The 14482-nt window shown below is 64.2% G+C and carries 12 protein-coding genes and 2 pseudogenes; 9 read left to right on the forward strand and 5 right to left on the reverse strand.

The features are described from left to right. The 5 genes and pseudogenes from RJ1_RS42785 to catA form a co-directional block, all read right to left on the reverse strand. Nucleotides 1-229, reverse strand: a pseudogene (locus RJ1_RS42785) (hypothetical protein); the annotation flags it as partial. A 360-nt stretch (nucleotides 230-589) separates the two neighbouring features. Continuing rightward, nucleotides 590-880 (reverse strand): DUF4193 domain-containing protein, encoded by a 291-nt coding sequence (locus RJ1_RS42790; RefSeq protein ID WP_073370341.1) that lies wholly within the window; start codon nucleotides 878-880, stop codon nucleotides 590-592. A gap of 620 nt (nucleotides 881-1500) precedes the next feature. Beyond that, complete coding sequence (locus tag RJ1_RS42795) at nucleotides 1501-2259, reverse strand: nucleotidyl transferase AbiEii/AbiGii toxin family protein (protein WP_073370344.1); 759 nt, start codon at nucleotides 2257-2259, stop codon at nucleotides 1501-1503. Then, nucleotides 2256-2903, reverse strand: a complete 648-nt coding sequence (locus RJ1_RS42800; protein WP_073370346.1) for a type IV toxin-antitoxin system AbiEi family antitoxin domain-containing protein — start codon at nucleotides 2901-2903, stop codon at nucleotides 2256-2258. Before RJ1_RS42800 ends, RJ1_RS42795 begins: the two co-directional genes overlap by 4 nt. A 280-nt stretch (nucleotides 2904-3183) precedes the next feature. Next, entirely contained in the window at nucleotides 3184-4026 is an 843-nt protein-coding gene (catA, locus tag RJ1_RS42805) for a catechol 1,2-dioxygenase (protein ID WP_073370349.1), read from the reverse strand. Nucleotides 4027-4222: 196 nt separating this feature from the next. On the opposite strand from catA, the pseudogene RJ1_RS46500 reads away from it, so the two are divergent. From RJ1_RS46500 to RJ1_RS42845, 9 genes and pseudogenes are all read left to right on the forward strand, one after another. Next, nucleotides 4223-4579, forward strand: a pseudogene (locus RJ1_RS46500) (IclR family transcriptional regulator domain-containing protein); the annotation flags it as partial. 29 nt (nucleotides 4580-4608) lie between these two features. Then, the gene (locus RJ1_RS47105) at nucleotides 4609-4830 is read left to right on the forward strand and encodes a hypothetical protein (RefSeq protein WP_162850284.1); all 222 of its coding nucleotides are present in this window, start codon (nucleotides 4609-4611) and stop codon (nucleotides 4828-4830) included. Between the two features lie 494 nt (nucleotides 4831-5324). Beyond that, nucleotides 5325-5876 carry a YceI family protein gene (locus tag RJ1_RS42815; RefSeq protein WP_073370352.1) on the forward strand — a complete coding sequence of 184 codons (552 nt, stop codon included), beginning with the start codon at nucleotides 5325-5327 and terminating at the stop codon, nucleotides 5874-5876. Nucleotides 5877-6107: 231 nt separating this feature from the next. Further along, nucleotides 6108-9122, forward strand: coding sequence for an AfsR/SARP family transcriptional regulator (locus tag RJ1_RS42820; RefSeq protein WP_083400389.1), 3015 nt, complete (start codon nucleotides 6108-6110; stop codon nucleotides 9120-9122). A gap of 466 nt (nucleotides 9123-9588) precedes the next feature. Next, a complete protein-coding gene (locus tag RJ1_RS42825) occupies nucleotides 9589-10209 on the forward strand; it encodes a flavin reductase family protein (protein ID WP_074872731.1) in 621 nt (206 codons plus the stop codon). A 59-nt stretch (nucleotides 10210-10268) separates the two neighbouring features. Then, nucleotides 10269-11852, forward strand: coding sequence for a 4-hydroxyphenylacetate 3-hydroxylase family protein (locus RJ1_RS42830; RefSeq protein ID WP_083400693.1), 1584 nt, complete (start codon nucleotides 10269-10271; stop codon nucleotides 11850-11852). Then, entirely contained in the window at nucleotides 11849-12367 is a 519-nt protein-coding gene (locus RJ1_RS42835) for a VOC family protein (RefSeq protein ID WP_073370357.1), read from the forward strand. The genes RJ1_RS42830 and RJ1_RS42835 overlap by 4 nt, the downstream gene beginning before the upstream one ends. Next, nucleotides 12364-13569, forward strand: coding sequence for a luciferase domain-containing protein (locus RJ1_RS42840; protein WP_073370360.1), 1206 nt, complete (start codon nucleotides 12364-12366; stop codon nucleotides 13567-13569). Before RJ1_RS42835 ends, RJ1_RS42840 begins: the two co-directional genes overlap by 4 nt. Nucleotides 13570-13910: 341 nt before the next feature. Then, on the forward strand, nucleotides 13911-14482 hold a 572-nt coding region (locus RJ1_RS42845), incomplete at its 3' end, for a glutathione S-transferase family protein (protein ID WP_501193865.1).

Below are 14482 nucleotides of genomic sequence, written 5' to 3' on the forward strand. Positions count from 1 at the left end.
TTGCGCGCCAGTCCGCGGCCAGGTCGAAATATCCCAGGAGATCAACGACCTCGGCGACCCACCGTTTCGCGCCGCGTCTGTCACGTCGCAGCTGGGCGTAGTAGGTCTCCATGGCGTCGCTCACCGACTTCTTGCGCTGCCCCCACTTCTCGCCCTTCCGGGCCGCGTCACTGGCCAGTTGCCACAGCTGTGCAACGTCGACGTGCCGATCCAGCACTGGTTCCCTCACACCTGGCACAGTAGCGATCCACCAGGGCAGGTGATAGTGACCCTGCTGCATGTAGCCGATCGGCTATCGGCACAGCGCTGGCGCGCCCCGATGCGGCAGTCGGAGCAAGATCGAATCGAACCCGGCTAATATCTGCGGATTACGCAAGGAACTCGTACAAGTTCCTCTTGGTGTATGACCGAGAATCGCGGAACTCGCACGCTTTTGAATGTCGGCGACACGGTCAAGGTTCATGCTGAGGGAACCTCGGTGTTCACGATCGTGAGTATTGACGGCGACGAAGCTCTGATCGTGTCGGTTCTCCCCGCCCCCGGGACTTACCCGGAGGCATCCGAGGCACCCAGGGGTTCCGGTGTTCGGTTAGGTACAGTCCCGGCAGATCAGCTGCGCGGAGTCGGCGAGCCGACTGCGGTGATGGACCAGGAAGCAACTCGTGCAGGTGAATTCGTCCGCCTGCTTGGGGAGGACGCGGACGGTGAGTTCTTCGCCGGACAGGTCGGCGCCGGGCAGTTCGAAGGATTCGGCGGTGTCGGTGTCTTCGACGTCGACGACGGGGGACTGGGTGTCTTTCCGGCTGGCGGTCAGCTGTTCGAGGGAGGTGTCGCCCTCGTCGGATTCGGTGACTCTCGGGGCGTCGTAATCGGTGGCCATCCCTGCTGCTTCCTCATGTTCTGGGTGTTCGGACCGCCACCCTAGAGGGTCCTGCGGTGCGACGCGCCTTCGGGTGTGGCGTGCGCTGGACTTCAACGTCCTGGGGCGGTGAGGGGATCGTGAGGCGCCGTCGGCTCCCCATGCTGGGTTTGCCGTTGCCGTTGTCTGGGCGCCCGGTCGGTGCCGGTTCTTCCATGCGGTCAGTGCCCGTGTTGGTGCTCGCGCTCGCTAGCTTGCTCTGACGGGAGCCGGGACTGCATGACTTCTTGTCATGCAGCAACTTCTCGCCGATCACGAACCCCTCGTTACCGTGGTGATGGTTGTGGTCGTAATAGCGCTCGCCGCCGCCGCGGTGTGGACGATCTTCCGCTGACCGACACGATGTCGGATCGTATGGCGCGGCGATCTGCACCCAGGACCCTGCGTGAGAGGGTCGGCCGCCGCCCGGGTGAGCAGATCGTCGTCAGGTCCCGCCGATGTCGGCGTCGGGTCTCAGAGTCCAGCGGAGATCTGCGTCGTCGTCCGGCTCGGCGTACGCAGTGGCACTGTCCGAAATTCGGTGGATCTGATTCTGGTGCATCGGTGAGGCGTCGCCCGTGCGCGTGGGGTGGGGGAGGTGGTCAGGGGTGGGGTGTGAGGTGGTTCCATGCGGTGCGGACGGTGTGGAGGGCGTCGGTGGCGGTGATGGTGAGTCGGGTTTGGCCGGCGAGTTGCGATTGCCATTCGTCGTCGCTGGGCGGTGTGGTGAAGACGTAGGCGCCGGGGTTCTTCCCGGTCGGCCCGTGTTTGCGGAACAGTGCGGCGGTGTGGGGGTTGATGGCGCCGATGTTGGCCAGTGCCCAGAGGTCCCAGAGGTCGCGGGCGGCGGAGCGGTCGCACCAGGTGGCGGTTTTGGAGGCGGCGAACGCGGGCAGGGTGGGCACGAGGAGCCGGGCGGGTGGGGCGTCGCTGTAGCGCTGGATGAGGGTGCGGGGTTCGGTGGGCCAGAGGGTGCGGTCGGTGGAGGAAAGGAGTTGAATTTTCACCGCGAGACCACTGGTGGTGTGGAGGGTGGCAGAGTCCACACTCGTGCCGGCGCCGAGCGGGGGAGCCCATTCGAGGCGACCGTAGGACCGTTGCACCGCTCTCGGGAGCACCCGGTCGAGGTCGGCGGCCAGGGTACTGCGCCGTGGGACGAGGGAGATGAGGTCGATGTCCTCACTCAATCTTCCATGGGGGAGGTGAGTTCGGGCGAGGGCGGTGCCGCCGATGAAGTGAAGCCGGTCGGCGAAATGCTCACTGAGGTAGCCCAGGAGCAGGGAGATGAGGTGGTCTCGTTCGACCTGGTCGGGGGCGACGCCGAACTGGTCGGCGACCCGGTCGCGTTCGTCGAGGTTCACGAGGCTGCCTGCACCCAGGTTTCGGCGCGGCTGAGGGCGGCGGTCAGTCCCTGCTCGCCGGCGAGGGTGGTGAGACGTTCGCGGTCGCTGCGCCGATAGAGCGAGGTGACGGCGGCGGGGATTTCGTTCTCGGCGTCGCCGAGTGCCGGCCACCGTGCCAGGTCGAGGACGGTCTGTTCCGGGGTGGTCACCAGCGCCGGCCCGAGGGGGGTATTAAGGCGTTCGGCGTCGAGTTCGGGGGTGTCGCGGCGGAGGAACCGGATGGTCGCGGTCCTATCGGTGAGGGTGATGGTCCGATGCCGGCGGGGGACGGCGACGACCGCGGTGGCCAACGCACGAGGGATTGCATGGTGGAGGCGGGCGGCGCTGATGCCCATCACGATCGCGTGATCGGGTCCGTAGATCGCGGCGGCGATTCCGGCGGCGGTGGCTTCCAGGTTCGGGATCCACGGTCGCCCGGCCTGTTCCGGGGGTACCACGATGTAGTAGCCGGGGGCGGCGCGGTGCAGGACGCCGCGTGTGACCAGGCGGGCGAGTTCGGGGCGGGGGTGGGCGTAGACGTCGGTGGCGTCTTGGGGGCGGAATGTACGCAAGGGGCGGCGGGCCAAGGCGGCGGGTACGGCGGTGCTGTGTGTCAGAGCCATCCTTACCTCACCTTCTATGCGCGTTTCGTAGGGTTAAAGCCTACGAAATGTGCAGTACGAAAGCAAAGGGGCAAGGCACGCAGTCGGTGGCGCGTGCTTGGAGATGCACGTCCCCTACCGCTGGCTCGTCGCGGCGATCGGGTCGGTGATCTGCCCGCGCTGCTCGGCGGTCAGGTCGCGGATTCGGGCGTCGTCGGCGATGCCGAGCATGATCATGACTTGGCCGGTCCGATCCCGGATCCGCTCATGTACGGATCACTTTCTCTACGGGTGGAACGGGTCACGCGGGGTCGAGCACGAAGTTGTAGGTGACGTAGTTCTTGCCGTCGTCACCGGTCTTCGGGTCGAGGATGAGTTCCGGCTTGGTCGCCGACGCGACGTCGCTGTCGATCCACTCGCCACCCTTGAAGTACAGCTGCGTGGTCACCGACTCCTTGCCCGGCGCCGACACGATGAGGTGCAGGTGCGCGGGACGCCACGGGTGACCGTTCTGCGCCTCGATGAACTGACCGGTCGGGCCGTCGGTCGGGATTTGGTAGGGCGCCGGCTGGATCGTGGTGATCTCGTAGCGGCCTTCCCCGTCGGCGATGATGGTGCCGCGCAGGTTCCACTCGGGCAGGTGCGGGGCGAACTGCGAGTAGTAGCCGTCGTTGTCGGCGTGCCACAGTTCGACCTTCGCGCCGGCGAGGCCGTTGCCGTCGAGGTCGGTGACCTGGCCGGAGAAGACGAGCGGGGTGATCTTCTCGTCCTCTTCCCGCATCGGCAGGGTGCACTTCGACGGCAGCTCGGGCGAGTTCTCGATGTAGTACGGGCCCTCGATGCTGCCCTTGGTGCCCTTGCGGCTGCGGGCGAGGACCTCTTCGACCGAGTGCTCGATGAACACGTCGAGGAACAGCGGCCATTCGCCGCCCTCGCCGACGTCGATGAGCCACTGCTTGAACACGCGGTACTCGAGGTAGGTGACGCCGTGCTTCAGGATCACGTCGTTGAGTGCGCCGAGTGCGTCCTTGGCGATGGCCGCGAGCCGCTCCGGCGAGGTGTCGGCGGTGACGCGCTCCGCCTTGAACTTGTCGGTGGCGGCGGAGCCGGATCCGGCGGCGGTGGGGCTCTCGGTGGTGGTCATCTGTTTCTCCTTGGGCTGGGAGGGAGCGGAATGGGCTGATATCGAGTTCTGGGCGACGCGGTGGGTGTTCACGCGCCGAGGGTCTTGCATTCTGTACGCTTTGCGTACTAACATCACGCTGTGCGTACGCCATTACTGTGCGCGCGGGCGCATTGAAATGTCAACCCCGAGTGCTGATTACACACACGAATTGCCCATCGAGGCGGCGATGCCCCGACTGCTCGAGGTGGCCGAGAAGACCCAGGAGTCCGCCTCTCTCGGCGTGCTCGACGGCGCCGACGTGGTCTACGCCGCGCGCGTCCCCGTCCGCCGGATCATGAGCATGAACGTCTCCGTCGGCACCCGCGTCCCCGCCTACGCCACGTCCATGGGGCGTGCGCCCCTGGCCTGGGCTCCCGTCGACGTCGTCGAGTGGGTGGTCACCGAGTCCACGTTTGAGAAACTCGGGCCCGAAACCATCGGCACGGCAGCCGAACTCGAACGCGAGCTCGCCGAGGTCCGCGAGCAAAGGGGTTCGCCCAGACGGCCGAGGCTGGAGACGGGGCGGCTCACGCGAGTCTGGAGTGGCCGGGAGACGCGCGCATGCGCTATCACGTTGAGGTGGCCAACATCGGCGTCGCCTCGGGCGCTGAAGAATTCGCACGCTGCATGGTCGAGAGATGTCGAAGCGGCCTCGCCGAGGTGGGGGTGGGCATGTCGCGGTTCCCGACCGCCGGGCTCCTGGGCGAAATTCTCCCGGGGATCAACTCCTCTGTCTGCGCCGATCTGTTCGATGGCTTCGTTTTCGATCAGATCCAGCCGTGACCATCCGGGACGATTCACGAATCAGGTCTACTTCTCCGGCACAGAGTGCCTCGAGTGACTCGGACGGGGCAGTTCGGATCGGACCATCGGTGGAACTCTTCGATGTGTGCGTGGCCGGGCACATATCGAAGATTCCGCCATGATCCCTCTACGTCGGACCCACGCCTCTCCCAAAACGCAACCACTCCCTGGGACTCCTGCGTGAGTACAAGCTCGTTTTCCATCGTTGGCGGGGGGATCGGGCGTTTCGTCCTCGTTAACGCCGACCCGACACCATCGCCTCTATGACCTGGACGGCTCATGGAACAGGGGAGGTGGTATCTGTCTGACCGGTGCGGAGATGGGCATCCCAAGGCCCGATATCCCGCCACACCGAACTCTTTCCCGCACCGATATCGGCGGCTGCATCCCGAAGCGTGCAACCCACATTTCCGAGTTGCATGCGGATACCTCGTGAGCCGTTTCTTCACACAACTACTTCTCCAGGAGAGAACATGACCACTGCACTCGCAACCCCCGGCCTTTCCACGGGCACCTGGGTCATCGACCCGGTCCACTCCACCGTCGGCTTCACCGTCCGCCACCTGATGGTGAGCAAGGTCCGCGGCACCTTCGAAGATTTCTCCGGTCAGATCACCATCGCCGAAGACGGCACTCCGTCGGTTCAGTCCGAAATCGCGGTTGACTCTGTCAACACCAAGAACGAGCAGCGCGACGGGCACATCAAGTCCGCTGACTTCTTCGAGGTAGAGAAGTTTCCGAAGGCCACCTTCACCTCGACGTCGGTGCGTTCGAAGGGTGACGGTTTCATTCTCGAGGGTGACTTCACCCTGCACGGCATCACCAAGAAGATCGAGCTGGAACTCGAGGTCAATGGTGTCAATCCCGGCATGGGCAACGGACCGGTCGCTGGCTTCGAGGCCACCACCGTAATCAACCGCAAGGACTTCGGAATCTCGATCGACATGCCCCTCGAAGGCGGCGGCGCGGTCGTCGGCGACAAGATCACCATCAATCTCGAGATCGAGGCGGGCCTGCAGGCCTAGCTTCGCCCAGTGGAGAGCGTGTGACTACCTCTTGGCAGGTGGCCGCACGCACTCTGCGGTTCCCATGCGGGCCCTTCCTCCGCACATCAAAATCGGAGATCGGCACTAGACCCGCGGGATGCCTCGGTCGGGGGGCATCCCGCGGAAGGCTGGACCGCTGTTTGAGCTATATAAAATGAGCGGTCGCTGGAGCACACTGTGTGTAACTGGCGGGCAAGAGAGCGAAGCGTCATGCAGGAAACCAGCAAGATCGTCAGGGGGCGGGTAGGACCACCTCCCCTCCCTGCTCCTCTGGTCTCCCGTCCTCGGATCGAGGGGTTACTTGCGAGACTGATCGAGGACTATCCGGTCGTATACATATACGCCACTGCGGGGGCTGGAAAAACGACCGCGGTGCTGCAAGCCGCCCAGACGATCACCCGCCCGGTCGCCTGGCTGAGCGCCTCTCGCACCGACGAGACCACCGGACAGTTCTTGACCTACCTGGAGGAGGCATTGGCTAGGCAGGTACCAGCTGTAGCCGGTGTTGCTACAGGGGCCATGGCCGCTGGCCTTCCTCACTCAAATGTGGCCGGTCTCCTCGCAGAAGCACTCGGTGACGCGCCGGTCGTCCTGGTCCTCGACGACGCCGAGCGTCTGGCCACCGCTGAGGCGACCTTGGTCGTGCTCGGTTCGTTCCTGAGATATCTTCCGCCGACTGCCCGGACGGTGCTGGTTGGCCGCAGCGAGTTACCAATCGACCTCGGTTCCCGAACCATCCGCCTGGTAGCCGGCGTCGGCGAAGACGATCTGGCATTCACCCGGGAGGAAGCCGCCCAAGCACTCGTCGCCGCCGGGAATGCGGATACTGACCCGGACAAAGCCATGACGGCGACAGGTGGATGGGTGGCTGGGGTTCTCTTCGAGGCCTGGCGGTCGGCCGATCATGTTCCCGGCATGGGCGGCGAAGCCGACCCCCTGCACGGCTATCTCTCCACACAGATCCTCTCCCAGCTCACGCCTGAAGAAGTCGACTTCCTTGTCACGACCTCCGTACTGGACCAGGTGACTGCGGCCTCCGCGGAGGCGCTCGGTCTGCCGAACCCGGCGGCTCGACTGCATCAGCTTCGTGCACGCCACCTCCCGGCAATCTGGAGCCGGGACGGCCATACATTGCGTTGCCATCCCCGATTTCGGGAGTATCTGCTCGAACTTCTCAATCGCCGCCCCTCGGCCGAGGCCCGGGAGATAAGGCACCGTCATGCCGCGTTGTTGGCCCAGCACGACCATTACGAGGAAGCTGTCGCCGAGTTCTTGGAAGTCGGCGCGCTCCCCGAAGCCTTGGTCGCCGCCGAGAACTGTCTCGAGGCCGTCACCGAGCGGGCCGACTTGCAATTGGCCGAGCAATGGTTGGCAGCGTTGGCAGCAGTGCGCGACAGTCGACGACGGCTCGCGCCCGCCGAGTTGATGCTGGCCGTTGCCGGCGAAAACTATCGAGAGGCCGTCGAGCTGGCTGACGACCTTGCGGACGACGGTGAACGCGAAAGTCTAGCCCGGTCGTCCAGTCGCGCTGGCGCTCTCATGTCTTGGTCGTATATGCACGTCGGTGAACTGGGACTTGCCCGTTCGATGCTCGACTTCACCGCACCCGGCCCATCCCGTGACGCGATGCAATACTGTCTGACGCTGGTAGATGACAGTCCACCACGTATCCCCCCAGCCCGCGCCCTCAGTGGCGACAGCTTCGATGCACTCGTCATGCGAGTGCACTACTACCGGGGATATTTCGGTCTGACGATGGAACATTGGACGACCGGGTGGGCGGCTAGAGTTGGCGAATCCTGGCGTATCGGAGCCCTCCTAGATATGGGCCGCACCGAGGAAGCCGTCCGGCTCTTCGAAGCGACATCCGCGGGCGCGGGTGAGGGTGTGTGGTTCTCGGCCATCCTGACTGTGAAAGTCATGTGTCGGTTGGGGCGCGTCGACGAGGCGCGGCGCGCGTTGCAGATGGGGCGGACCCGTATTCGTGCCAGCGGATCGATCATGCTCAAGATGTTCAGCTATCTGGAGGAAGCGGACCTGGAACTACGCGTCGGAGGCGACCTCGCGGCCGCGAAAACTGCACTCCTCCACATCCTGGACCTGCCGGAGTCCAAACAGTATCTGTTCGTCCGTGAACAGGCACTGACGTCGCTCGCCCTGATTATGCTCCGTGATGGTGACGCCGCCACCGCGGCAATGCATCTTCGGGGGGTAGTCGCGGCAGCCGTTCGCAGTGACCGTGTGTTCTCCCTGGCCCACGCCGGCATCTACCTGGCCGAGGCCGAATGGCGCCTCGGTAATCCTGACGCGGCGGACCGCGCCGCCGATGTTGCGCTCGACGCAGCATATCGCCAGGGGACGAACCACCCTATTCTGCAAGCACTCACAGACTATCCGGGGGTTCTCTCACGCCGACTGGACGCTGAAGCCAATAGGGATTCGGACTGGCACGTTCTTGGGCGGGCATGGGGATCGAGCCACGGCGGGACGACGGCCACGGTCGGAGCGAAGATCGTGCTGACCGAGTTCGGTGCAGTTGCCCTCAGTGTGAACGGCGCCGATGTCAAACCGCGCATCAAGAAGAGCTACGAACTGCTCGCCTACCTTCTCGATCGACAGGCCAGTGAGGCGACACGAGACGAACTTCTCGGTGCGCTGTTCGACGGCAGAACAAGCGACTCGAATCTGTCCTACCTGCGCCAGGCGATTCATCATCTACGGCAGGTTCTCCCCGAGGACGCACGTCTCGAGGTGGTTGCCGGAGGCGTCCGGCTCGGCTCGGACGCACTGATCACCAGCGAATCGTTACGGTTCGAGGAACTGGTTGCCGAGGCCGCCGCACTGCGCGGTGGAGATCGGATGGGCACGATGCGACGAGCCTTAGAGCTCGTCGGCCGCGGCCCGTACCTACCCGGTGTGAAGTCGGTCTGGGCTGAAGAGCACCGTGCGCATCTCAGAGACCGGGCCACCAGCCTGCGCTTCGAAGCAGCCGAGACGGCAGTCGGTCTTGACCAGCTGGTAGAGGCTGAGGAGTTTGTTGCGCAGGTCCTGCGGGAAGATCCGTTCCACGAAGCCGCCTACCGCTTGGCGATGAGACTTGCCGACGCAACCGGGGACGAGACCCGAGTCGTGGCCGTCTATCGGTCGTGCGAGCACGCTCTCGCAGAGATTGGGGCGGCACCATCCGCAGCTACTCGGGACTTGTTGACGAGGCTCCACCGTTAAAGATCGGCTTTAGCGATCTGAGATTTCGCATCAGGTGCCACTGGTGTTTACACGAGCGGGTGCCGGTCGTCGTGGCCAGCGGCTCAGAATCCAATTGACCAACGTGTCGGCACGGCGCGCAAGCGGAGTAGCCGCCGGTACCGTCTCCGGGCGGGGCGGCGACCACGATTTCGCGCGATTCCGACGGCTATTTCGACCGCACCGCAGAGTGCTTCGCGGCGTAAACCCCTGAGGTGCTCGGGCCATGATGTCGAACTGAAGGTGTTCTCTTCGAACCGGCCGGCCTGGCTGGCGCTGCCGCGGTTTCGAGTCGGTTAACAGTGCCCTGGGATCTTAGTCACATGACGCAGGTCACCCCCGATGCGCGGGAAGGTCCACGCGGACGCCAGTTTCAGAGTCGGGCCAGGCGTCGCCGCGACCCGAGACTTACGGCCTCATTGCTCAGCTCGGTTCGGCGCTGCACTCAATGGCTGATGAACCGCTCGCGGTGGAGATCTTCGACGACGACAAACAGAGGGAGAAGAACGAGATGAAGACCGCCGACACCACATTGTTCCGACGCACCATCAGTCGTTTCGCCAGCGGAGTAACGGTCATCACCACCAGCCACGGCGGCACCAACCACGGAATGACCGCTAGCGCTGTCACCGCGCTCTCCCTGAATCCTCCGATGCTGGTCCTCTGCGTCAATCGGGAAGCCCCAACTCACGAAGCGATCAGCACGGCCGACAGTTTCGTCGTCAACGTTCTCTCCAAGAGTCAGGAACCTTTGGCGCGGCAGTTTTCTCGCCCCTCCGACGACAAGTTCGCGGGAGTCGAGACGTACACCAGCGCACTGGGACTGCCGGTGATCACCGGCTGCCTGGCTAACTTCGAATGCACGGTCACCGCCAGAACGACCGGTGGCACGCACACCGTCTTCATCGCCGACGTCCGCGCCGCTGCCGCCTACGACGAACGCAAGCCCCTGCTCTACTACGCCGGCCGCTTCGGCCGACTCGTACTGGCCGAGGACGACCTGCGGGATCTCAACCGACTCGAGAAGGCCGAGTCGGGGTGGACATCGGACTGGTTCCGCATGGCCTGAACATTCGTCCCACTCTGACCCTCAACCCGCTTCACTGGCACAACCCATGGAGGTATCTCATGACCACATCAACAAACCCACAGGCCGACACCGGCGTGGCTTCCCCGGCCGACGTCAAAGAGCCGCCCACAGGAGCGCAGTTCCTGGAATCGCTTCGGGACGGCCGCGTCATCTACTTCGACGGGGAAGAGATCAACGACGTCACCACTCACCCGGCATTCGCCACCAGCGCCCGTAGCTACGCCCGCATGTACGACTCGCTCCACGATCCAAAACGACGGGACGTCCTGACCTACGTCACCGAGCGCAACACACGTACCCACAAGTTCTACAAGATGGCAGAAACCAAGGACGACCTGTACCAGGCGCGAGACGCAATCGCGGAGTGGGCCCGCATGAACTTTGGGGCCCTCTCTCGTGGACCGGATTACAAGGCCGCCCTGGTCGCATCCTTGGCCGCAGACGCCGATTTCTACGGTGAGTACGCCGGCAACGTGCGCCGCTGGTATGAAAAGGTCACCGACGAAGTAGCGTTCGTGAACCTGAGCTTGCTCAACCCAGCGGGCGACCGGTCCAAGCGTCCGGCCGAACAGCGCGACGTCTACATGCACGTCGTCAAGGAGCGCGAGGACGGCATCGTGGTTCGTGGCGCGCGGATGATTTCCACTGGTGCCGCATTCAGCCAGGTCACCTACGTCAGTCAGTACATCCCTGCGGGTGGACTCGCGGACGACGAAGCCGACTTCGCACTGGGCTTCTTCCTACCCATGAACGCGCCCGGCGTGAAGTTCATCGGACGCGGATCGTTCGAGAGCTTGGCCAAGAAGGTGGGATCCCCCTTCGATTACCCGCTATCGAGCAGATTCGATGAATCCGACCTCGGCGTCGTGCTCGATGATGTCTTCATCCCATGGGAAAATGTCACAGCGTATCGAAACCCGCAGACCGTGAACGGCCTGTTCTCGCGCGGCTTCGCCCAGCGTTTCACCTTCCACGCCGCAGTGCGCACGGCTGTGAAACTCGACTTTATCTGTGGTCTCCTACTCAAGGCGACCGAAATGCAGGGCATGAGCGGTTTCCGCGGCGTACAGGCCCAGGTGGGCGAGTTGATTGGACTGCGGCACGGCATCTGGGGATTGAACGCCGGCATGATCGCCGATGCCCACCCCGGTCCGGGCGGCTACCTGCTTCCCAACACCGAATACGGGATGCAATGGCGGCAGATTTACGGCGAAACCTTCACCAAGGCCCGTACCATCTTCCTGAACATCCTGGCCGGATCATTCATCCAGATACCCTCGACCGCCAAGGATTTCAAGAATCCGGTGATCCGCGGCTACCTGGATCAGTACTGGAAGGCATCGAAGGGCACCGCCGAGGAGCGGGTGAAGCTCATGCGAATCATCTGGGATATGTTCAGCACCGAGTTCGGTGGTCGAACCGAGATCCACGAACGCACCTTTGCCGGTAGTTATGAGGCCAACCGGATCGAGACGTGGAGCGCCGCCGAGCACAGGGGCCTGAGCGACCAGTTCAGGTCCATGGTTGACGAGTGCATGAGCCAGTACGACCTGGACGGCTTCACCGATCCGTCGTGGTCAGCGGTTCCGTGGACCACCAACGCCCCGGTCGCAATCCAATGATCGCGGTGCGAGGCCTGAACCACGCGGTGCTGTTCGTCAGTGACCTCGAGCGGGCCATCAGCTTCTACGGCACGACTCTCGGATTGGCGGTGGCTGCCCGCGAACCCCGTGCCAACGCGGCATTCCTGCGAGCGAAGGATTCGGATAACCATCACGACCTCGGGTTGTTCGGTCTCGGGGTGGGCGCCCGGCGCCCCGCCTCGGGCCACACCGGCCTCTACCACCTCGCCTGGCAGGTCAACACCATCGACGAACTGGCGGAGGCACGCGACACACTCATGGTGTCAGATGCCTACCATGGTGAGTCGAGCCACGGCGCCACCAAAAGCATTTACGGCTTCGACCCCGACGGCAACGAGTTCGAAGTGATGTGGATGTTGCCCCGCAACGAATGGGGAACGTACGAGTTCAGCGCACCCGTCGAGCCGCTGAATCTCGCAGCGGAAGTGGAACGCTGGGCAGGGGTGGCAACCGCGCAGCGGTACTCGGTCCACGCTCGAGAGGAACAGTTATGACCGCCAAGCAATTCCCCGCGCCGGTCGTCGCCGAGTGGGGCTCAACCGACCCCTCGGCCCCACTCGTGGTGCTGTTACACGGGCGAGGCAGCGACGAGGCCGCCATGGGCACCCTGGTGCCGTTCCTCCCACCGGGTCCGCGGTACGTGGCTGTCGGTGCCCCATTGTCGGAGGGAGGCGGGTTTGCCTGGTTCGCGAATCGAGGAATCGGCCGCCCGATCCAGGAGAGCCTCACCGCGACTATGTCCTGGTTTCGGTCTTGGTTGGACTCCATCACGACACCGAAACAACCCGTCATTCTCGTTGGGTTCAGCGGAGGCTCAGCCTTTGCCGGCGGCTTGCTGCTGGCCGACCCGAGTCGGTTCACTGGTGCCGGCCTGCTCTACGGGACTCTCCCGTTCGATGTCGGCCTGCCCCTCACCGCGGGACGTTTGGCCGGAGTCCCAGTCTTCCTGGTTCACGGCCTCCACGACACCGTCATCCCTCCCGAATTGCAGGAGTGGACATGGGAATACCTCGTCAAGTACAGCGGTTCCCCGCTGTGGGCGGAACGCGAACCGACCGGCCATGAGCTCACCGAACGCACCATCCGTGCCCTTGGTTGGTGGGTGTCCGAACGGTTGAACTTCATCACGCGGCTGACGGACGAACACAGCGGCACTTCCGGCACTTCCGACACGGCGGCGTACTGGCCGACGCTGCCGGACGGCACACTCCCGCACCGCGTCGGGCCGGCACCTGAGGTTAGCGTCACCACACCCCAGCAGCAGGAGACGCAGAACGCCCCGCCGGAACTTCAAGAGGCGCTCTTCGAGCGGATCCGGCGACTCCGTGGTGTCACCATCGCGCCCAGCGAGATCTCCGTCCCAGGTGCGCGGGCTCTGCAGCTTGGACCTGAGGATGCCCGGGGCGGCCAGGAGGCGTTCATCGTTCCGTCAGTGGGGGAGTTCGCCCACCTTCATCCTCACTTCGACGGCAGCATGCATATTGTGCTGCCGCCCGCTCTTGCAGTCGATGCCCTGCGGAAGGGGTGGGCGGTGGCCCACCCGCTGGCTGGCCTTCGACTGTCGGAGGGCATGGTCTTGGTCTACGGTCCCCGCGACACCGCCGAATTGGATGTGGTGACTGGGATCGTCGGCGCAAGCCATGCCTTCGCAACCAAGATCGGGCACGGGCTACAAGATGAACTCCGTCCGCTCTAGCTGCGCGCAATGACGTAATCAGGTGTGGTGAACCTGATTTGGAGAGCTCCTCCGGTTGGGATGGCCTTCTGAGGGGCCCATCCCAACCGGAGGTCTACCGAAACTCTGGGAATACCTGGAATGTACTGAGCAACCTCATTCAGGGATTCCGATGTCCGCCCAAGCGTCCTCGCGCCGTGACAGATTACTGGTTCGCCGCGAGCAGCACAGTGGTTGTGACCGTGCAGCATGGACGCCGTGAGACTCCATCGCTGGCGATCTCGAGTCTCCGGGTCATGTGACCGCACCCATCGACAACTGTAAGACACTGAGACAATATCGAAAGACGGAGACGAGTCGAAATGACGGACCGGACGGAAGACCAGCAGAGCACGAAGGGCGCCTACGTCGAATCGGGCGCCGAGTTCACACGTGACACCAACTACATCCCCACCCGCATCACGGCGGAGGGCCGCGACGGCTACCCCGTCGAGCCGGGTCGCTACCGCCTCGTCGCAGCCCGCGCGTGCCCGTGGGCCAACCGTGCGGTCATCGTCCGGCGACTGCTCGGACTCGAGGACGTGCTGTCGATGGGGCTGTGTGGACCCACCCACGACAAGCGCAGCTGGACTTTCGATCTGGATCCGGGCGGGCTCGACCCCGTGCTGAAGATCCCGCGCCTGCAGGACGCGTACTTCGCGCGCTTCCCCGACTACCCGCGGGGCATCACCGTGCCGGCGATCGTCGACGTACCCACCGGGCAGGTGGTCACCAACGACTACCCCCGGATGACGCTGGATCTGTCCTCGGAATGGAAGCAGTACCACCGCGAGGGCGCCCCCGACCTGTACCCCGAGGGGCTGCGCGACGAGATCGACGAGGTCGCCGATCTCGTGTTCCGCGACGTCAACAACGGCGTGTACCGGTGCGGTTT

The organism is Rhodococcus jostii NBRC 16295 (genome assembly GCF_001894825.1).
In the GTDB taxonomy this organism is placed as follows: Bacteria; Actinomycetota; Actinomycetes; order Mycobacteriales; family Mycobacteriaceae; genus Rhodococcus_F; species Rhodococcus_F jostii.